Annotated in this window: 19 protein-coding genes; 6 read left to right on the plus strand and 13 right to left on the minus strand. The window is 43.4% G+C overall.

What is annotated here, in order from left to right; all coding sequences use genetic code 11:
• Window positions 1–33: 33 nt before the first annotated feature.
• Genes ACYX4N_RS07140 through ACYX4N_RS07150 form a run of 3 tightly spaced genes read right to left on the minus strand, consistent with a single transcriptional unit; the run spans window position 34 to window position 4306 of the window.
• A complete protein-coding gene (locus tag ACYX4N_RS07140; RefSeq protein ID WP_476056077.1) occupies window positions 34–3243 on the minus strand; it encodes a tetratricopeptide repeat-containing hybrid sensor histidine kinase/response regulator in 3210 nt (1069 codons plus the stop codon).
• 17 nt (window positions 3244–3260) lie between these two features.
• Window positions 3261–3464, minus strand: a complete 204-nt coding sequence (locus ACYX4N_RS07145; RefSeq protein WP_474855129.1) for a hypothetical protein — start codon at window positions 3462–3464, stop codon at window positions 3261–3263.
• 14 nt (window positions 3465–3478) lie between these two features.
• Window positions 3479–4306: an SAM-dependent methyltransferase gene (locus tag ACYX4N_RS07150; protein ID WP_474805437.1), complete on the minus strand. Its 828-nt coding sequence runs from the start codon at window positions 4304–4306 to the stop codon at window positions 3479–3481.
• A gap of 175 nt (window positions 4307–4481) precedes the next feature.
• Here ACYX4N_RS07150 and ACYX4N_RS07155 point away from each other — a divergent pair, with 175 nt between their 5' ends.
• The gene (locus tag ACYX4N_RS07155; protein ID WP_474805439.1) at window positions 4482–4922 is read left to right on the plus strand and encodes an SRPBCC family protein; all 441 of its coding nucleotides are present in this window, start codon (window positions 4482–4484) and stop codon (window positions 4920–4922) included.
• 182 nt (window positions 4923–5104) lie between these two features.
• Here ACYX4N_RS07155 and ACYX4N_RS07160 read toward each other — a convergent pair whose 3' ends face one another.
• The 3 genes from ACYX4N_RS07160 to ACYX4N_RS07170 form a co-directional block, all read right to left on the minus strand.
• Window positions 5105–7129 (minus strand): RecQ family ATP-dependent DNA helicase, encoded by a 2025-nt coding sequence (locus ACYX4N_RS07160; RefSeq protein ID WP_476056078.1) that lies wholly within the window; start codon window positions 7127–7129, stop codon window positions 5105–5107.
• A 93-nt stretch (window positions 7130–7222) separates the two neighbouring features.
• Window positions 7223–7948 (minus strand): transposase, encoded by a 726-nt coding sequence (locus tag ACYX4N_RS07165; RefSeq protein WP_476056079.1) that lies wholly within the window; start codon window positions 7946–7948, stop codon window positions 7223–7225.
• 161 nt (window positions 7949–8109) lie between these two features.
• A complete protein-coding gene (locus tag ACYX4N_RS07170; protein ID WP_476056080.1) occupies window positions 8110–8703 on the minus strand; it encodes a hypothetical protein in 594 nt (197 codons plus the stop codon).
• Between the two features lie 356 nt (window positions 8704–9059).
• On the opposite strand from ACYX4N_RS07170, the gene ACYX4N_RS07175 reads away from it, so the two are divergent.
• From ACYX4N_RS07175 to ACYX4N_RS07185, 3 genes are all read left to right on the plus strand, one after another.
• A complete protein-coding gene (locus tag ACYX4N_RS07175) occupies window positions 9060–10181 on the plus strand; it encodes a zinc-binding dehydrogenase (RefSeq protein WP_476056081.1) in 1122 nt (373 codons plus the stop codon).
• 200 nt (window positions 10182–10381) lie between these two features.
• Window positions 10382–11203 (plus strand): endonuclease VIII, encoded by an 822-nt coding sequence (gene nei, locus ACYX4N_RS07180; protein WP_476056082.1) that lies wholly within the window; start codon window positions 10382–10384, stop codon window positions 11201–11203.
• 97 nt (window positions 11204–11300) lie between these two features.
• Entirely contained in the window at window positions 11301–12233 is a 933-nt protein-coding gene (locus ACYX4N_RS07185) for a bifunctional helix-turn-helix transcriptional regulator/GNAT family N-acetyltransferase (RefSeq protein WP_476056083.1), read from the plus strand.
• Window positions 12234–12283: 50 nt separating this feature from the next.
• Here the strand turns inward: ACYX4N_RS07185 and ACYX4N_RS07190 are convergent, their stop codons facing one another.
• The 3 genes from ACYX4N_RS07190 to ACYX4N_RS07200 form a co-directional block, all read right to left on the minus strand.
• Window positions 12284–13456, minus strand: a complete 1173-nt coding sequence (locus ACYX4N_RS07190; protein WP_476056084.1) for a sugar efflux transporter — start codon at window positions 13454–13456, stop codon at window positions 12284–12286.
• A 190-nt stretch (window positions 13457–13646) separates the two neighbouring features.
• On the minus strand, window positions 13647–14321 hold the full coding sequence (locus ACYX4N_RS07195) for a nitroreductase family protein (RefSeq protein ID WP_476056085.1): 675 nt from the start codon (window positions 14319–14321) through the stop codon (window positions 13647–13649).
• A 192-nt stretch (window positions 14322–14513) separates the two neighbouring features.
• A complete protein-coding gene (locus ACYX4N_RS07200) occupies window positions 14514–14882 on the minus strand; it encodes a hypothetical protein (protein WP_476056086.1) in 369 nt (122 codons plus the stop codon).
• A gap of 329 nt (window positions 14883–15211) precedes the next feature.
• Here ACYX4N_RS07200 and ACYX4N_RS07205 point away from each other — a divergent pair, with 329 nt between their 5' ends.
• Window positions 15212–15670, plus strand: coding sequence for an aspartyl protease family protein (locus ACYX4N_RS07205; protein WP_476056087.1), 459 nt, complete (start codon window positions 15212–15214; stop codon window positions 15668–15670).
• An 86-nt stretch (window positions 15671–15756) separates the two neighbouring features.
• On the opposite strand, the gene ACYX4N_RS07210 is transcribed toward ACYX4N_RS07205, so the two are convergent.
• The 3 genes from ACYX4N_RS07210 to ACYX4N_RS07220 form a co-directional block, all read right to left on the minus strand.
• Window positions 15757–16167, minus strand: coding sequence for a hypothetical protein (locus ACYX4N_RS07210; protein ID WP_474855153.1), 411 nt, complete (start codon window positions 16165–16167; stop codon window positions 15757–15759).
• 264 nt (window positions 16168–16431) lie between these two features.
• Window positions 16432–16740, minus strand: coding sequence for a hypothetical protein (locus tag ACYX4N_RS07215; RefSeq protein ID WP_474827133.1), 309 nt, complete (start codon window positions 16738–16740; stop codon window positions 16432–16434).
• Complete coding sequence (locus tag ACYX4N_RS07220) at window positions 16740–17288, minus strand: YaeQ family protein (RefSeq protein ID WP_476056088.1); 549 nt, start codon at window positions 17286–17288, stop codon at window positions 16740–16742. Before ACYX4N_RS07220 ends, ACYX4N_RS07215 begins: the two co-directional genes overlap by 1 nt.
• 271 nt (window positions 17289–17559) lie before the next feature.
• On the opposite strand from ACYX4N_RS07220, the gene ACYX4N_RS07225 reads away from it, so the two are divergent.
• Entirely contained in the window at window positions 17560–18204 is a 645-nt protein-coding gene (locus ACYX4N_RS07225; protein ID WP_476056089.1) for a peroxiredoxin-like family protein, read from the plus strand.
• Window positions 18205–18282: 78 nt separating this feature from the next.
• On the opposite strand, the gene ACYX4N_RS07230 is transcribed toward ACYX4N_RS07225, so the two are convergent.
• Window positions 18283–19179, minus strand: coding sequence for a hypothetical protein (locus ACYX4N_RS07230; RefSeq protein ID WP_476056090.1), 897 nt, complete (start codon window positions 19177–19179; stop codon window positions 18283–18285).
• Between the last annotated feature and the right edge of the window lie 213 nt (window positions 19180–19392).

Here is a 19392-nt window from a genome sequence, read left to right on the forward strand (position 1 = left end):
GCGAAGCCTACATTTTTTTGTAGGCTTTGCTATTTACCCCATCATCCCTTTAACTTTTTCACCTAATTCCACCAAAGCGTCGTGAAGGGTTTCCAACTTTTCATTAAAGTCGTCGGTTATTTTATGTTCGTTGCGCTTTATGGTTAGTTCTATCGTGCTTGCTAATTCAGCGAGTGGAAATGCGCCGATATATCGAAGCGCCGTTGTGAAGATGTGCGCTATTCTTGCGATGGAAGGGTAGTCATGGGTATCAATGGCTTGTTTGAGCGCGCTTATCTCACCTTCTAAAGCCACAAAATCGTTAAGCAAGTCGTTATAAAGCGTTTCATCACCAAGCAAGGTTTCTAGGGCTTTTGATTTGTCTATTAACGTAAGTGAATCAGTCGCTATGAGCTTGTCTTTAGCGACTTCTGAGGTGGCCGAAGACTGCCTTTTATCCAATACCTCAACAAGTACATCAAAAAAGCGATTAGGGTCGACGGGTTTATTTATATGACCATCCATGCCAGCCGCTAGGCTTTTATCAATGTCTTGCTGCATCGCATGAGCGGTTGTGGCGATAATAGGTAAAGTTAACTTCAGCTCTTCTCTAATGTGTTTGGCAGCCGTTAAACCATCCATTACCGGCATCTGAATATCCATCAATACTACGTCGAATGCGCTGTCTTTACGCAGTATGCTTATTGCTTCTAAACCATTATTGGCAACTTCAATCGAAGCTTTGGTTTCTGCTAAAAGGCCTATAGTTACTTTTTGGTTTAGTGCATTATCTTCAGCAAAAAGAATACGTGTACCTTTTAAATTAGGCACTGTTGGCTTTTCTTTAGGCAAGGCTTTAGTTTTTACGTTAAGACAAAGCTCTTGCAGTTCATCTATCAGTTCACTTGTGCTAAATGGTTTCTTAATAAAGTTTCGTATACCAAGTTGGTTCGCCTGTTCTCTCATACGTGGCGATTCAAACGCATAGAGCATGATCACTTTTGGCTGCTTAATTGAAAACTCTTGGCTCATTATTGCCGCTACATCCAGGCCATCTATATCTGGCATATTCCAATCTAAAATGAGGACATCGTAGGGTGATGATGCGGCCAATGCAACGCGCATTTTTACAACCGCGTCTTTTCCGCCAGAGGCGATATCAGCTTGAATGTCGGCCATTGAAAGAGCTTCAGAAATTGCGTCTCGCGATGCTTCAATATCGTCTGCGATAAGCACTTTCAGTGCAGAAAGCTGCTTAGATGGCGAAATAATTTGTTGAGAAGCGTCCTGCGTCACTTTTACGGTAAAGTGGAAAATAGAGCCTTTTCCTAGCTGGCTTTCTACCCAAATTTCGCCACCCATTAAAGCGGTGAGCTGTTTACAAATTGCTAGGCCTAAACCTGTGCCACCGTAGCGCCTTGAAATGGACTCGTCACCTTGATTAAACGGTTGGAAAAGTTGGGCTTGATGGGCGCTACTTAAGCCAACGCCTGAATCTTTCACTTCAAACTCAAGTTGAATATCGTCTGCGGTTTGTGTGCACCTAACGCTTACCGAGATAAGACCATCTTCAGTGAATTTAAGCGCGTTACTTAGCAGGTTGTTGAGCACTTGTTGTATGCGCAACGGGTCGCCAATCAAGTTTAGCGGCACGTCTCGAGAAATATGTTGTATAAGTTCTATGTGCTTTTCTTGTGCGCGTGTTAGGTGCAGTCTAATAGTTTGGTTTACTAAAGCATCCAAATTGAATTGCGTCGACTCGATATCCAGCTTGCCAGCTTCAATTTTAGAAAAATCGAGAATGTCGTTGATTATACTAAGTAGCGTTTGCGATGCACCTTCAATCTGAATCAAATTGGTTTGCTGATCTTTGTCTTCTGCAGTGCGTTGAGAAAGCTTGGTAAGGCCTATAATTGCGTTTAGCGGTGTACGAATTTCATGGCTCATACGGGCTAGAAAATCTGACTTAGCTTTAGTCGCTTTACGTAAGTCCTGCGTCAGAGTATTAAGTGCTTTTCGCTGTAGTCGGGTTCTAAGCCATAGCCCGACTACTAAACCTAATGAAAGGATCACAAAGCCAATAAAATAAAGTTGCTGAGTGTTCTTTTTCTGTTGGATAAGGTTTCGCTGTTCTTTGAGCTGATTGTCTTTTTCTAGAAGCTTTATTGTTTCTTCTTTTTCGGACACGGCTAATCGCACGCGATGAAGTGCCATTAATCTGGACTGTTGCTCATTAAAACTTTTCTTGAATGCTTGTTGATGTTGCTTTGAATAGCTAAGTGCGGCTTCGAGGTTTCCGTTTTGTTCGTGAAGCTCGATAAGTTGGTTTAAAAGGTCGGTAACTAATACTTTGTCATTTTTAATGACGTCTTTTTCGAGCCCTGCTTCAAGTTCGCCGATAGCAAGCTCAATTTCACCCTGTTGTTTATAGATATCTACAAGGTGAAGAAGGTGAGAGCCTTCGTTATAGCGAAACCCAACCTGACGGTCAGCTTCTGCTGCTTGATTCAGTTTTTTCAGTGCTTCGCTCAAATTCCCTTGTGCAATGTGCAGCTCTACCATTGCGCTGTGTACAATGCCAATAAAAGGGTAGTTAGCTTCGCGAAGCATATTTTCGGCTAACAATAGGCTTACTTTCGCATTTTGATATTCGCCTAACGCACGCTGTGCATACCCTTGGAAAAAGTATGCGGTTCCTTCTCCCTCTTTATTATTAAAACGTTGCGCTGCAGCCAAATACTGATGCGCAAATGTCAGCATTAGTTCGTAATTTTTTAGCGACATGTAAACGTTGCCCATGGCGCTATACACCAAAAGAACGCGGTCGCTTCCTACTTCATTGTAAAAATCTAGCGCTTGGTGCATGGCTTCTAGTGCGCTGGCATGCTCGCCTGAAAAGTCTAGAATTAAGCCCTCTAAACGATACGATTCTGCAAGCGCCCGCAGATTTTCTGATGAATTCGCATACTTTCGGGCTTCAAGTAACGCTTGGTAGGCCGACGCATAATCCTGTTTTAAAACATAAAAATACGATTTAATGTTTAAGAACTGTGCATGTTCGAAAGCATCTGGCTGAGCTGCAAAAAAAGCATGCAATTCTGTAAACGTATTTTGAACGTTCGGGTCGTTCTCTTGAATTCGAGCTCTAAGCTCAGAAAGCTGATGTACAGCAGAGGAAACCTTGTCTTGCGGTGTAGCGAGAGCGCGCGCAGGCAGTGTCATTAGGGCAATGACACTAATAATGCACAAGACAAAGCGCTTCATAATTCGCTTACTATGAGTTAGTAGCTAACAACACGAATCGTCTTACTGGTATCGTCAAAGCGCTTAGATAATTCGTCCCAGTTTTTATCTGCAATAATTTTTACTTCATCGGCAGATAAGCCGTATTTCTTTGCTGTTGCAACAGGGTCGCTTTTGTAGGCGTCCATAAGCTTACTGTTGGTATCTAGTTCAACCATGAAATCTTGAATAGATTTTGCCATTTTTATTATCCTTTTTAATTTACAGTCGGGTTTCTATAGTTAGTCACTTGTTTTTCTGTTAGCCCTAGCTTTGCTAATCGGTCCTGCCTATACGCTGGCATTCCTCTGGAAGGAACAACGAGAGTAGAGATTAAAGTGGGTTTTGCGAATTCTAGTTCACGAAGCAGAACTTTTTCTATTTTGGGTTCGCAAAGTGGCAGTGTCGCCGCTTCATAAATAATTAGTTCGTGATCCGCTGGATAATGCTCCGCCAATATATCTGCCAACATGGCCAGCCCTGATTGGCTATGATTTGCGTCTAATACGCTCAATGTGGCTTCTCCGGCTAAACCAATTTGCCAGATTATTTGCGTCATATGTGGGTCGATGCGGTAATCGCGAAACAGGAACTGGGTGGCTTCGTAAGACTGACAGCCAAAGCGTGAGGGGTCTATGCCTAAATCGGCAATTAAGCAGTCTTCTGCCGATACTCCGGGCAACATTTTTGCCTCTAAGTTCATCTGTTGAACACGGCGGACAGCTTCATGAGAGGGGGTAACAAAAACACCAGGGTGACCATAAAAAGCAACGCAAACTTTATTGCCTTCTACTACAGAATCTACAATTCTATCGGCCATTTGAGAATAGGTGAGGGCGCGGGATTTACCTTCTTCATAAAGGTCGTCTAGCGATACACTATTAGGATTAAGTTTGGTTACTACGTGTTCGCCAATTTTGTTCATGATGCCCATGAAGACGATGTCGGCATTTTCAATATGGCTTCTAGCGGAAAGCGTCATTTGGCCTGCAACACTAATGCCTGTGCCGACCACAACGAGTGACCCTTTTTTATTGGTGTCCATACTTCCTATACCGTCTACGACACTGTTGTTTTGCCCACTATAAAATAGAATTAAGGTTTTTGCTATATTCACAAGTTAGCCCAAGACCAATAAATTATATTAAGTAAACGTTTGATTGTGTTTAGGCTATTATCGAAAAATATCGCTAATAAGAATGTATAAAAAGGATTAAAGCGTGTTCTCAATTCATGTAGAGCGAACCATAAATAAACCTGTTAAAGAGGTTTTTTCCATATTAAGTGACCATGCTAACTATGCACAGTTCAAAGCTATTGAGCAGTCTAATTTATTGGTTAAAGGTAAACATGAACCAAATGGACTGGGTGCTGTACGAGAAATTATTTCTGGGGGCTCGAACCTTCATGAAGAGATAGTGGCTTACGAGCCGCCTTATAAACTAGGCTACAAAGTGGTGAAGTCGAAGCCTTTACCATACGATCATCAGTTAGGTGAAATAACACTGAAAGAAGAAGATGGAAAAACGCATGTTACTTGGCGCTCGAAAGGGCACATTACCATTTTTCTCTTAGGTAGCCTTTACTTTGATAAACAGATTCAAAGTGTTGGGAGCCGAGCCTTTGGCAGTATTTTAAAGCAGATTGATAATATGGCGTAATCAAGCGGAATAAAGCGTAATCAAGCGTAATCAGGCGTTAGTGTTAAAGTTTCGCTAACCCGGCGGTAAACACGGCTCATGTAACGGGTATATAGTAAGAAGCATATGCCCGTTTTTAGTAACAGGCACGAGTTTAATTTAAGGCTGGCCCGTTATTGGCCCTTAACAGCTGGTTCTACAAGTCATTGGCATAGAGCTGTGTTCACTTCTTCTAGAACGTCTGCATATCGGCAGTGTTCAAAACTGCCAAATCCTTTCACTTGTCTTATTTTTAAGCGGCTAAATAAAGGCATTGTCATGCCAGTTAGAAAGCGGCAATAAATAGAAGGGGTAATAGTGCCTTCAAACTTACCGCTTAAATGCGCTTTTAGCGCTGTCATAGCTTCAGATACTTGCTCACTATCTGGTGTTGATATTGGTGATGAATAGCTAAGCTTGGCCACATCGCCTTTACATACACTGCAATGTCCACACGTCTTCGGCGCTAGAGTATCATCAAAATATGCAGCCAAGTTGTGGCTTAAGCAGGTGTCTTGTTCGAAAAAGCTTACAAGTGCGGCGATGCGCTCAACCTCTTTACGCTCGTTTTCCGCAAAATAGTGGGCTAGTTTGTTTGCCAAATCGCCGTCTTGCAGTAGTTCGTTGTTAACACGGTATACATCTGTAATTAAGCGCGATGCAAGCTCTATATGATTGTGCTCGTGCAAGTATTCTAAGGCAGCCACTACTCTAGAACGTTCTGCGCCGTAGTGCTGATAAATACTATCAAAATCGACCACGCCCCAGACTTTTTTCATATTTGAATGGGTAAATACGGCGTCTAAAAAGCGCGCACGCTCTTCTGAAAACAGACTTAATATAGTGGCTTTATCGGTAATGAAGCGGAATTTGTATTCTGCGAAATAGGCATATAAAGGGCGAATAACGTTAGCCAGTTCAAGCTGTACCAACAGCGTTTTAAGAGGGAGCTGACGAATATTACTCGCACTTGATAAGCTATTTATCTGTGTTTCCCATTGGTATACGCTAGCTTCGTTTTCAATTGATGGGGTGATTTGGTTAACTGCACCTTGCATTTCTCTATTATGCGTTACTCTTTTTTCCATCGCAGGGGCTTGCGACTTAATGTCGTTAATAACGCGTTCAATAGCGCTTTTATCTGGCGTGTCGCCGTAAACAAAGTTTTCTATGGTGACAAGCCCATCTAAGTTCGCGAGTACGGTACAGTTTGCTGCTTTTCCATCTCGTCCGCCCCTGCCAATTTCTTGGCTGTAGTTTTCGATAGATTTTGGCAGGTCGTAATGAATTACAAAACGAATATCCGATTTATCTATCCCCATACCAAAGGCAATAGTAGCTACAACAACTTGAATCTTATTGTTCATGAAGTCTTGTTGGATACTTTGCCTTATTTCACTGTCGAGGCCAGCGTGGTAGGCCTTCGCCGCAAAACCTTGCTGCTGCAAAAAGCGCGCTACTTCCTCTGCACTATTTTGTAATGTAACGTAAACAATCCCTGCACCTTGTTGTTTTTGAATTTCTTCAATCAATGCTTGGTTTTTATGGGGCTCGAGAACAGGGCGCACATATAAATTTAAGTTAGGTCGATAAAACCCTGTTTGAATAATATTGGCAGGTGCGATATCGAAGCGGGCCGACATATCTTCTTTTACTTTTTTAGTGGCCGTTGCTGTAAGTAGCAATACCAGTGGGATGTTAAGCTCTTTTGGGTAGGCGGGAAGTTTAAGATAATCAGGGCGAAAGTTATGGCCCCATTCAGAAATACAGTGCGCTTCGTCAACCACCAACATACTGACCTGAACGGATTCAATAAACTGCCTAAAGCGCTCGTTCTTAAAACGCTCCACTGACACCATTAAAATTTTACACTGCCCTGAACGCACATCGTTCATCACTTGTTTGTTTTGCTCAGGTGTTAGCGTGGAATCTATGCTAGCTGCTGCAATGCCTTTGCTATGCAAAAATTCCAGCTGATCTTTCATCAGCGCTAGTAGTGGCGACACTACCAAGGTCAAATGTGGCAGCTGCGTAGCGACGAACTGGTAACACAAAGATTTGCCCGAACCCGTCGGAAAGATCGCTAACGTTGAATGTCCACTAAGTAGAGAATCCACCGCCTCTTTCTGCCCCTCACGAAACGCTGAGAAACCAAAAGTTTGCTGTAAAATATTGGGGTCAGAGTACATTAATTTATTTCCAAACAGTTTGTCGTTAAGTGTTCGCAGGTTTGAGCTAGTTAGCCAACGCGACGTTTTTAATAATAAAGGGGTCAGAGTACATTAAGCTATTTCCGAGCAATCAGCGGCTAACTGCTTACTGATTTGCGGTGGCCTACCCAAAGCTTCGTGTTTTAAGCGGTGCCCAGTCAGGCTTTCAATTTGCTGTTTAAATGTATCGTTTCCCAGAACTAGTCCTCTTCGAGTACCGCTTTGAATTTTATCAATGTCAGTTTGAGGCAGTTCATCATCGAACAGAGCGCGGTAAGCGGCAATACGCTGGTTTTCTGAAGCTCCTAAATTTAGGTATACAGGATGAGGACTGTGCAGTGACGAAGGTGTACCTAACGCATTTATTCTGTAACTTGACCATTTATATTCAACCGGCTTTTCGACCATGTTCGCTCTTACAGGGTTCAGCTCGATATATCTATAAACCGTGAGAAGATATTCGTCGTTAGAGACCAGACAGGAATGAAATCTTCCTTCCCACAACGTCCCAGAGCGTTCATATTTGTGGTTAAAGTACCTCACATACATGCGGCCAAGCGCTTGCATCATCTTGCTTACGCCAAGGTTATCAAGCTTAGGAGTGCAAAGTAAATGAACATGATTGGTCATCAATACCCAAGCATGTATGCCTACATCAAATTTTGCAGAGAACTTTTTAAGCCAGCTAATATAGGCAATGTAGTCGTTTTCACACTTAAAGCATATTGAGCGATTGTTACCTCTTTGGATGACGTGTTGAGGATAGCCTGCGGGAGCCAAACGAGGTTTCCTTGCCATAATTTCACCAAATTCCTTTCTATATTCTTTCTACTAAAATGAATGAATTGAGAAAAGGCTACAACCCTGTACCTATCAAAACTGGTCTAACGGGCAAGCTGGAAGAATGAAATGAATGGCTTGTTTGGCTCTCCTAAATTAGAAAATGTACTCTGACCCCATTATTCATATCCCCAGGGGGCGCTTGGCGTTGCTATGGGATTTTCGAGATCAAAGTCTACCTGTACTTCGCGGGCAGGGCGAATTAGTCGATAGATAAAGCGACTTGGGTAGATCATCATTTGCCAGACATTATCCGTTGATGCTGCAATTCCCGATTCTATAAATAACGCTTTTGAATATACATCTGCAGGAAACGACTGCACTTGGGGGAACCCTTCATCTACTGTGTGGCCGCCATACATGGTCGAAGAGTGGAAACTGCCGTCTTTATTTCTGTGGTCGTGTTTTAACATAAGACCAGCGCCAGTCTTTGTTAATATCCAGGTGCGGGACGCGTCTTCACCCACATGAAAAGGTATCTGAATTTCTGAGTCTGTACACTTTCGTATGTGCATAACAAGTTCTGCATCACCGAAGGTATTACCTACATTATCTTTACTCACTTTTCCTTGAAACGCTTTTCCGCAGTGCGCTTTTATCGAATTAAAAAATGCGTCCTGGGTAGGAATTGAAACCAAAGGTGCAGCTTTACCAAACGCCACATTGCTTATTACAGCAAGCCCAAGTAAGACGTACGCACAATACTTTTTCATTTCTTAATTCATCATAGCAAGTTGATACAGGCTTAGCAGTGTAACCCATCTGATTAATGGGGTCAGAGTACTTTATTGATAAAGGTTATGACGTGATGTGTGATTAGGATATAGGCGCTATCACTTGGTGAAGCCGTTAGGTTGCTTCGCGGAAAAGCTCGTAAAAATGTACTCTGCCCCATTAATTTTGAGGGGCTCTATCTGAGTTAGCGGGGAAATGTACTCTGACCCCATTTTTTTTGAGTGTATAAGTGGTCGAAACGCATATGTATTCGAAATATAAATACTGCTGATAGTGGTGGCATGTTAGCTTAACAGTACATAGAGCGTTTAATTTTTAGGGCACAAGAGTCAATATGAATAAATCTAAACAACTATTTACGCTAATTACATCAGAAGGTGAGCTTCAGGTATCGCTAAAAGAGGTAGATGTTCCAGAGCCGAAGCCGCACGAAGTTATTGTGCGCATGGAAGCTTCTCCAATAAACCCGTCAGATATGTGGCCTATGTTTGGCCCGGCAAGCCTTGATAAAGCCACTTTCGATGCTGATAAAAATGCATTGATTGCGCCGGTACACAAGCCTTTACTTAGCCGTATTAAGTCTCGTCTCGACCAAACTTTGCCTATCGGAAATGAAGGTGCAGGTACGGTTGTTAAGGCAGGTGAAAGCCCGGAGGCGCAAGCATTAATGGGCAAAACCGTATCTATTCTTACGGGCGCAGCGTACACCGAGTTTGCGTGTGTGCCCGTGCAGGCGTGTTTACCTCATATGGATAGCACTACGCCACAACAAGCTGCGTCGTCATTTGTTAATCCGCTTACTGCACTTGGTATGGTTGAAACCATGCGTATGGAAGGGCACAAAGCCTTGGTTCACACTGCAGCGGCGTCTAACCTTGGGCAAATGCTGAACAAGATTTGTTTAGAGGAAGGCGTAGAGCTAGTCAATATCGTTCGTAGCCAGGAGCAGGTAGATCTGCTTAAAGGTATTGGCGCGAAAATTGTGCTTGATTCCAGCAGTGAGAATTTCAAAGCAGAACTTTACCAGGCCATAGACAGCACTGGCGCTACGCTTGCGTTCGACGCCATTGGTGGCGGTGAGTTAGTTAGCGATATCCTTACCATGATGGAAGCATCGGGCAGTAAAGATGCAAAAGGCTTCAACACTTATGGATCTGACAGCAATAAACAAGTGTATATCTACGGTGGCTTAGATTTCTCTCCGACTATTTTAAATCGTGCTTATGGCATGACGTGGAGCATTGGTGGATGGTTGCTAATGCGCTTCTTAGGCAAGCTTGATAAGAAACGCGTAGGCGAACTTTATCAAAAAGTGGCTATGGAAATTAACACAACGTTTGCGTCGTCCTACAGCAAAGAGTTGAGTCTTGAAGAAGCGCTTCAGCCAGAGAATGTGGCTCTGTACAATGCGAAGAAGACTGGCACTAAGTATCTGATTGTGCCAAACAAGGGCTAGTCAGTAGAACGTTTAGATACGACAATCTGAGTTTAATTTTAATCAATAAAAAGGGGCTGTTGATCTTTGGTGTACAAACTGCGGTTTAAAGTACATTAAAGGGCTACAGGCCTTTTTTGTATTCGTTATCATATAGCTGCAAAGAAGCTGAAAATGATGCGAACTAACCATTAACCCAGATAAAAGGTCGTTAAGATAGCATGCCTGAAGGCCCAGAGATCCGTCGCGCTGCGGACAAAGTCGAAGCAGTAATTAAAGATACTCTCTTAGAAAAAGTAGAGTTTGGATTAGCTCAGCTAAAACCCTATGTTAAACAGCTAGAAGGCGAAAAAGTCTTGCGCATGGAAACCCGTGGCAAGGCGCTAATTACCCATTTTAGCAATGCGCTCTCTATGTATTCACACAATCAGCTTTATGGCGTGTGGCATACCTGTAAACGCAACGAAATGCCCGAGACTACCCGTCAGCTAAGAGTAGGGCTTCATACCGCAACACACAGTGCTATTTTGTATAGCGCGTCTGATATAAGTATTTGGCCAACACAAACCATTCATGAGCATCCGTTTTTGCAGCGAGTAGGGCCTGATGTACTAAACAATTCGGTGACAGAAAAGTTGGTACTAGAACGCTTACGTTCAAAAGCGTTCTATAATCGAGCGCTAAGTGGTTTATACCTAGATCAGCGCTTTATGGCGGGGCTGGGCAACTACCTTCGCAGCGAAATACTATTTGCAGCAGGCGTTCACCCATCACTTAAACCCTCTCAGTTAGATGATGAGCAGCTGCGCAGCTTGGCACATCACACCTTAGCAATATGCAAACGCAGCTATGAAACCGGTGGCTATACCGTGTACACAGAATTACGCGAAGTGCTTGAAGCAAAAGGCGTCAACTTTGAAGGTACGCGATTTATGGTGTTCGACAGAGAGGAGCAGCCTTGTAGAGTCTGCGCCACTCCAATAAAACGCCAAACGTATAACGGGCGACGTCTTTATTGGTGTAGCCGGTGCCAGGCGAAGTGAACCACATCCCCGTTTTTTGATGATCAAACAATAATCTGTTTGACTTGTCTCCAATTACGATTAATTATATCCGTAACTGGTTACGGAGTTTTATAAAGTGAAGTCATTTAATGAATTGGGGCATATTGCATTAGGTACTGCCTTACGTCAGTTAGCCGCGCAGGTGTCAAAGGATGCGGAAAATACCTATGCGAAATTTGGATTTGCGATAGAGCCAAAGTGGTTTCCAGTATTTTACGTGCTCGCGTCAAAAGGTGCTGATTCTGTCGTGAATATCGCTAAAGAGATAAATCATTCTCACGTGTCGGTGAGTAAAATCGTAAAAGAAATGAAAGCACGCGACCTTATTGAAAGTTATAAATCGAGCGACGATTCGCGGGTTACTTTGGTGGCTTTAAACGATAAAGCGAAAGCGATGGTGCCCCATATGGAAAAGCAGTGCGATGCCATAGACGCTGCCATGCGCGAGCTAAGAGATGAAACGGGTATCGATTTATGGGAAGCGGTGAGCGTAGTTGAAAGGCATCTTCGATATCGCCCCATAAGTGCAAGAGTGGACGGCGACTCGCCTGATATTAAGGTAGTCGATTATGCGCCTAAGTATCGCGAGACATTTAAATCGCTCAATGTAGAATGGATAAGCAAATATTGGGAGCTCGAAGAGCCCGACTTTAAAGCGCTCGACGACCCTGAAGGCTACATTTTGAATCAGTCGGGTGTGATATTGATCGCGTTAGATAAGGGCGAACCCATAGGCTGCTGTGCACTTATCAAACAAACTGACGATACGTTTGAACTTGCCAAAATGGCGGTGTCTCCCAAAGCTCAAGGTAAAGGGGTAGGGCTGCTGTTAGGTAAAAGTATTGTCGAAAGAGCGAAATTGATGGGATTAAAGCAGCTTTATTTAGAGAGCAACTCAGTACTTAAGCCGGCAGTAAGTTTGTATGAAAAGATCGGTTTTAAGCATATTAAGGGGGCTTCATCGCCTTATGCTAGATGTGATGTGCAGATGGAGCTACGATTAAAATAGTCTGGGTGTACTAAAGCATAAAGAAAGTACGCGCAAAAAAAGGCAGGCTTCTAGCGACCTACCCGGTGCTTTACAAACATGAGCACTATCATCACGATCAAACCAAATATAGCAATACAGAACGACCCAATGGTGGCATCTCTGAAGCTAAAAAATTGTGCCACGGAGCCTGCACCGATAGTGCCTAACATCATTCCCACGCGGGTGGCATTTGAATAAAACGCTGATGTGAACCCTGTTAAATCGGGTGCTTGTTGTTGCAGTAGCGTCAACCCAATGCCAGCATATAAACCGTAGAACAGTGCGTTTAATATTTGAAGTGTTAACAGCTCCCAACTTGACTGAGAAAAGTACACGCCAACGTAAAAGCAACAGCCGAAAATAAAAGCCACAGCCATAATACCCGCAGGAGGGAAGCGTCGAGCCAGCTTGGCCGCGAGTAACATAGTAGGTATTTCAAGCGCAGCCACTACGCCCATCATTAGCCCTGGCAAATTTTCCGCTAATCCTAGCTCATTCATAACGTATAAAGGCATGGATGATAAATACATAACGTTGCCCGCCATTCCGGCAAGTATGGCCAACCCAACTAGCCAAAAAGGCAGCGATAGCGAGCCTTTGAGGCTTGTATTGAGCGACTGTTGGTTGGCTTTTTGAGGCGGCACAACATTCACTACGAAAAGCGTTGCAACAACCACGCACGAGATGGCCACCGAGAAGGACGCTGCGAAGCCAAAATTGGCAACCAGCGTAAATGCCAGCGGCGGACCTACTACCCAAGCGAGAGAGATAGCAGCGCGAACTTTTGAGTTAAAGGCGGCTAAGTCGATGTCTTGGTTTTTTGCCCATAATCCCGAAACGGTCAACATCTGAGACACGGCCCCGGCACCTACCGACATAAACAATACGCCTGCTAGAAAAACGTGCCAAAACTGTTTGCTGAATATAAACGCGACCATGGCTATACCCACGCAAATCATGGTGAGCCCGTAAAGACGATTTGCGTTAAAACCTTTGTCTGCCAAGTGACCTAAGTATTGACTGATCACTAAACCTGATAACGTCACAGACACCATATATATACTGATATAAATAGGCTCAACATTGATCTCATCAATGAGAAAGTAGCTCATCAGTGGCGTAACAAACGATGATGTTAGGCCAGTAAAAAGGCTTAACAACAGAAAAGGAAGTTGCGGTGAAAATGTGTGACGCGATGACATGAGGATACGAGCTCCGAGGGGCTGTTGAACGAGGTTGATCGAAAATCGTAAAGAAAAGGTCGCAGCCCTTAATAACGAGGGCGCATTATAAGTGCTGCGTATCTCATGTCTATGACAAAGCTTTTATTAGTTATGCTGTTTCAGAGACTCGGTTTACATCATACGCTCAAGCCCTGCGCGCTTTTTTAATTTACAGAAAACTCGCAATCTCGCTAAGCGATTTTTTATTTTTGGCGTGAGCAGGAATGGTGGCATTGTCCGCCGGATAGCCAGCAATTATAAGCATGTAAGCGCGCTCGTTGTCTGGTCGTTGGCACACATCGGTTAGAAAGTTCATAGGTTTTGGCGTATGGGTCAAGGTTGCTAAACCTGCGTTGTGAAGTGAGGTGATAAGCATACCCACCGCGATACCCACCGATTCGTGCACATAATAGTTTTGGCTTTTTTCTCCTGCTTCCGTCTCACCAAACTTCTGACTGAAAACTGCAATAAGCCAAGGCGCTGTTTCCAGATAGGGTTTACTTGCGTCAGTACCTAAAGGCTTAAGGTCATCCAGCCACTGTTGCCCAGCACGTCCATTGTAAAAGCCTTGTTCATGGGCTTCAGCTTGTTCGCGTATTTGTTGTTTTACTTCGGGCGACTGTATTGCGGCAAAATGCCAAGGCTGATGATTCGCTCCACTAGGAGCAGTGCCAGCGGTCAAAATACAGTTTTCAATTACTGCTTTATCAACGGAGCGGTCGCTAAAGTGTCGAATGCTGTGGCGACGCTGCATGGTTTTCAAGAATTCTTCGCTGCGAGCTAGCATTTGCTCTTTAGGGTATTCAATAAAATCGTTGAGTGGTGAATGGTCGTGAGGCTGCATTTACTGTCTCTTATTTGTTTTCTATTACTTTATCGCTTCTGACGCGTTAATAAAAATAAAACGGGCAAAACAAATGTTGTAGTGCAGAGCAAAATACCAGGTTACGTGATTATGTATGCACATTAAAAAAGCGATTCACTCAGGCAAAAGTGAATCGCTTTGGTGCAACTATACGGGAATTGCAAGCGACTATTAGTGACGCTTGAACGGTGGGCGCGTGCCTCGTTTTTGTGTGTCAGCTTGCTCTCCGAGTACCTCAAGTTGAGCTACGTCGTAGACCGGCATCATTTTTGTCACTCTACGAAATGGGGGCTTGCCGCGCATAATGACGTCTTTCACTTCTACATACTCGATGGCGTCTTGTCCTACCGACTCTAGTTGTGCAACATCATTAACCGACAAGCTTACGATTTTGCGTTTAAACGGTGGCTTACCTGAATAATCAACAACTTGCACATCAACCGTTTCATCGCTTGATGCGGACATTGCCTGTACTGCATTTGCAGAAACGCCAAGTGAAACAGCGGTAATTAACGAACCCAATACATAGCGTAATTTCATGTTGTGTCCTCTTATTGAATTGCTACTTTAGTCTATTGTATGACCAAAAAAGTTCTAAACAATGGCGATTGGTGATAGCCATTTACTATCACTTAACTGCTTATAGAAAATTTCAACAATCAAGAAGATCGCGAGGAATAGAGCGATAACGGTTCACGATAGACATTGGGTGGTTAATCATAGTGCAGAAAAAATGAGTGGATGCACCGTTGTGGTGCTATAGCGCTATGTAGTTTTGAAGACTGCTGGCTAAATCAATCACTTACCCTTTGGTCTTTATCTTGCTGTCACCTAATACCTATTTAGAATCGGCAGAAGGTATCGTTGCGGTGAAGTTAAAATTCAGGGTGCCGTCTTTGGCGCTATCAACTTTATTATTCGCTTTTGCATCGACAGTGTCGGCGATAGAACAAAGTATTCCACTTTCACAAAGCAAAGGCGGCACGCTCTATTTAGAGGCGACCTTGGAAACGTCTGTGAATGCTTCATTTTTATTGGATACGGGCTCAAGTCTGCTGACCCTAAATCAAGCCACCTTCGATGCTTTAACACGTAACCAAAAGCTGCTTGCCACTCGAACTTCGGCAGCAAGAATGGCGAACGGAAAGATCGTAAAGATATCTCAGTATCAGTTAAATTCTGTTCGAATTGGTAACACTTGTGAAGTCGGGCCGGTGGAGGTCGCTGTGCTTCCGAAAGGCAATAATATTTTAGGCATTAATACCTTATTAAGGGTTGCCCCCTTAACGATAACGTCCGATTCTGTGATTTTAGCTGGGTGTGAATAGCCTTAATTAAAAACACCTGTTTTATCAAACGCCAACAAAAAAGCGAACCCGAAGGCTCGCTCTCTATTTTTTATAGCGCGATTAACTTAATCGTCGCACTCGCTAACGTCGCCGCCCATTTGCTCTTTCATTTTCACGCAAGCTTCATGTGCTTTCTTCGCTGCTGCATCTTTAAACTCACCTGCTTTTTCAGCAGTCGCGTCATACGCGTCAGAGGCCATATCTTTGCCGTCTTCATATGCGTCTGAAGCCATCTCTTTGCCATCTTCATAGGCATCAGAAGCCATTTTCTTACCGTCATCAAAGGCATCAGATGTTGCATCTTTGGTTTCATCCCAAGAATCTGCCGCGCCTTCTTTCGCCTCTTCATAGGCTTCAGAAGTTGTCTCGCCTGCCTTTTCCATCTCTTTGCTTACTTCGCTTTTTGTTTCTTCGCTAGATTCTGTACAGCCCATTAAAGACAGTAGTAGTGCTAACGCCATTGCTTTAGTTTTCATTATGAAGCTCCTTTTACTGGGATAGTGGCTATTTTTATAACCGATCAACATGGTGTTCGAACATGCAGCATAAGGCTAAGTGGTACTAGCCATTTAATATCAATATTTGGCAAGCTGAATATTCAACTAATCCAGTCTAGCCTACTTATCTAGTAAAGTGTAAGTAGACTTTATGCGGAAAAATGAAAGGTTTATAACAAAATTTACGCGATTTATAGAATATGTGTGCATCGCAAGACGTGGTTTTGTGATGCACTACGCGGGTTAATCTTCTGGACCTTGCGTAGTGAATACAAGATGTCGACGCATGTCTTTCAACACTACACCTTTTTTAAGTAGCGCTGCACTTAATCGTCGCTGCCATTTTTTTAATTCAGGCTCGGCCCGTGACAGCGTCTCTTCACTTTCGAATTGAAATCTTAGGAGTAAAGAGCCGGGGAATTGATGATATTGAACGTCGAACCAGCATTGTTGCATACCTTCAAGTTCTTCAATTCCTTGTGCTTCCAAGCTATCGGCTACACTGAAAACCAGTGCTTGTTGTTTAAGCTGAACGGCAGAGAGCTTTTTCATTACAGGTGTTTCTCGATAGCTACTTCAACGCTTTCGGTGACGTCGGCACCTTCAATGGTTAACCAAACTTGCCCGTCTTGAATGGTAACTTGTATTTGCATAGAGCGATGAACTGCTTTCGCCAACGTAGCAGCTAGCGGCTCTGGCAAAGAAAAAACTGATAGGTTTTTTCTTGTCTGTAACTTGTTTTGCTCTTTCTTCCACCAGGCATCAAAGCTATTGTCAGCGTATGAATAAATCATCATCTGTTGACTTTGATTACAGCCCTTTTTGATGCGCTGTTCTGACGGTTGGCCTAATTCTATCCACAATTCTATTTCATCGCTGAAGCTCTTCTGCCATAGATCAGGCACGTCGTCATCAGAGAGCCCTTTGGTAAACTCCAAACGCTCGTGAGCATTAACAATAAAGGCGATAATGCGCAGCATCATGCGCTCGTCATTTTCGGATGGATGCCGGGCAATAGTAAGGTTGTGATCGTTGTAGTAGTTACGATCCATATCCGTTATTGATATGTCAGCTTTAAAAATGGTCGCTTTAAGAGCCATGGTGATCCTGCTTTGTGTTTATTAAGGCTTTCGAAAAACCTCGTGTGCCATGCGAACAAACGCTACAGCAAATTTTGACGCTATATTACCAGTAAAATGCGTTGCCTGCTGTAGCTAAGAGGCCTATATCACAGGTAAGTACGCGTTTATTTTCATGCGTAATGAAATTTTAAACAAACCTTCTCGGTCATGTTCTTGGGCATCGCGCGAAGCGCGAATAACTAAAACAGTAAACAAGCCACAATAAGAATATAAATTTGGAGAAGGATTAATGAAAAGACTCGTCGCTATGGCAGCTATGGTATTCGCCTGTATTGCGGGTACATCAAATGTACATGCTTTAGAGCGCGGAGCCATTGCAGAAGATGCTAATTCGGTGACGCCATTACTCAATGGCCAAGTTGCGCCTAAAACAACGCTTAAAATGGCTGACGGTTCACCAGTAAGCTTACAAGCGCTGACTATGCAAAAGCCCAGTATTGTACTTTTTTATCGTGGCGGGTGGTGCCCATACTGCAACGAACAGCTTGCCCAGCTGAAAGATATTGAAAAAGACTTAGTGGACATGGGGTATCAGATATTGGCAATTTCGCCTGAATCACCTGCGCGTTTACAAGAGCAAAAACTTGAAACTGAGTTTTTGGTTACACTGCTATCTGACGATAAATTAAATACGATCCGCGAATTCGGCGTTGGGTTCTACGTAGATACCATGACTGAATTAAAATACAAAACCTATGGTATTGATTTAACCAAAGATGAAAGTGGAAAAAGCGTGTTGCCAGCGCCTGCTATTTTTATGCTAGATAAAAAAGGGAAAGTTTTATTTAGTTATGTGAACCCAGATTACAAAGTTCGCCCTTCGGCAGAACTGGTATTAGCAGTAGCAAAAACACTTAAAAAAGAGATGTTATGACTTTTGCAAGCCTTATCAAGGCTCAGCCCTTGAGCCTTGATAAGCTATCGCCACCACCACTTAAAAAGCCGCCAGTACTTAAACGGAAAGCAGAGTTGCGATTTGCGACGCTAGTTTTTTAGGGGCAATGTAGGTATCGCCCTTACAGTCTTTTACTACGTTCAATAGTGCTTTAAGCAGCGGTTTATTTTCTACATTGCGCTGACACACCGCGTGAATAGTATTGAGCGCTAGTGTCCCTCCCAACGTTTGCATATTGTCAATATTCAAATTTTGCAAAACGCGATTTGCCGTATAGCGGCGCCATGACATGTGATAGCTGTCGAAATCGCACGATAGGTCAACGCTGAGTGCCGCTTGAAGCGCCCAACTTGAAGGTCGGTAGTGCAATAGGTGTTCGGTAAGTAAAAAGATCTCTAGTGCGTGCTCAACAAATAAACAAGGCTTAGCGTGTTTACTTAATTCAACTATCGGGAACATGCCTTCAGTAGCAAACATCGACGTCACAAATTCAAAGGTGTAATAGCCATCGCCATGAATGGCAAGCAGTAACGATTCTATCTCATTTAGAAGAGCTGAATCCGAATGGTTTCCGATGTGCTGCAACGTTAAGTTATCTAAAAATTGCGCAACGATTGGGTAGCGTGCATTAAGCTCTACCCATTTGCTGTTTGTTGAATAACGTTTCGCTTTTTGGCTTTCTAGGTAACACTCATAGCAGGCCAAATTGACAGAAACGTAAGGCGAACTTGTCGAATAAACATATCCTGCCCATGCCATCATTGGCGATGAATTTAGGCCGAGCGCTTTTATATCTTCAATTGACGTACCTGGCGAACAAACTATTTCGACAAACCCATGGGCGGCCATCACATCTAGCCCCATAAAATCGGGGGCTTCTTGCATGTGTTCGAATGAATACGCACCATTACGCCAGCCTGCTAAATAGCAGCCTTCTATACACTTTCCGCACATAACTGTGCTCCTATTATTTACGTTATAAGGGGAGGTGACTGGTTAGTCTTAGGTGGAAAACAGCTTATGTACAAAGCCACATCATAAATTGGGAGAACTTGGCTTTGAAAAACTGCACAAAGCATCGATAAGTATTGCGTCGACACAATGGCCTAAACATAAAACAAATTTCGTTTCAAAAAAAGCACAGTTTTGTCCCGCTATAAAAAAGTT

The organism is Alteromonas sp. ABH4_452, assembly GCF_056311825.1.

Bases quoted from the DNA above. Each gene is read 5' to 3' on its own strand.
- ACYX4N_RS07140 (WP_476056077.1), bottom strand. From the start codon at position 3,243: ATGAAGCGCTTTGTCTTGTGCATTATTAGTGTCATTGCCCTAATGACA.
- ACYX4N_RS07145 (WP_474855129.1), bottom strand. From the start codon at position 3,464: ATGGCAAAATCTATTCAAGATTTCATGGTTGAACTAGATACCAACAGT.
- ACYX4N_RS07150 (WP_474805437.1), bottom strand. From the start codon at position 4,306: ATGGACACCAATAAAAAAGGGTCACTCGTTGTGGTCGGCACAGGCATT.
- ACYX4N_RS07160 (WP_476056078.1), bottom strand. From the start codon at position 7,129: ATGTACTCTGACCCCAATATTTTACAGCAAACTTTTGGTTTCTCAGCG.
- ACYX4N_RS07165 (WP_476056079.1), bottom strand. From the start codon at position 7,948: ATGGCAAGGAAACCTCGTTTGGCTCCCGCAGGCTATCCTCAACACGTC.
- ACYX4N_RS07170 (WP_476056080.1), bottom strand. From the start codon at position 8,703: ATGAAAAAGTATTGTGCGTACGTCTTACTTGGGCTTGCTGTAATAAGC.
- ACYX4N_RS07175 (WP_476056081.1), top strand. From the start codon at position 9,060: ATGAATAAATCTAAACAACTATTTACGCTAATTACATCAGAAGGTGAG.
- nei (WP_476056082.1), top strand. From the start codon at position 10,382: ATGCCTGAAGGCCCAGAGATCCGTCGCGCTGCGGACAAAGTCGAAGCA.
- ACYX4N_RS07190 (WP_476056084.1), bottom strand. From the start codon at position 13,456: ATGTCATCGCGTCACACATTTTCACCGCAACTTCCTTTTCTGTTGTTA.
- ACYX4N_RS07195 (WP_476056085.1), bottom strand. From the start codon at position 14,321: ATGCAGCCTCACGACCATTCACCACTCAACGATTTTATTGAATACCCT.
- ACYX4N_RS07200 (WP_476056086.1), bottom strand. From the start codon at position 14,882: ATGAAATTACGCTATGTATTGGGTTCGTTAATTACCGCTGTTTCACTT.
- ACYX4N_RS07210 (WP_474855153.1), bottom strand. From the start codon at position 16,167: ATGAAAACTAAAGCAATGGCGTTAGCACTACTACTGTCTTTAATGGGC.
- ACYX4N_RS07215 (WP_474827133.1), bottom strand. From the start codon at position 16,740: ATGAAAAAGCTCTCTGCCGTTCAGCTTAAACAACAAGCACTGGTTTTC.
- ACYX4N_RS07220 (WP_476056088.1), bottom strand. From the start codon at position 17,288: ATGGCTCTTAAAGCGACCATTTTTAAAGCTGACATATCAATAACGGAT.
- ACYX4N_RS07225 (WP_476056089.1), top strand. From the start codon at position 17,560: ATGAAAAGACTCGTCGCTATGGCAGCTATGGTATTCGCCTGTATTGCG.
- ACYX4N_RS07230 (WP_476056090.1), bottom strand. From the start codon at position 19,179: ATGTGCGGAAAGTGTATAGAAGGCTGCTATTTAGCAGGCTGGCGTAAT.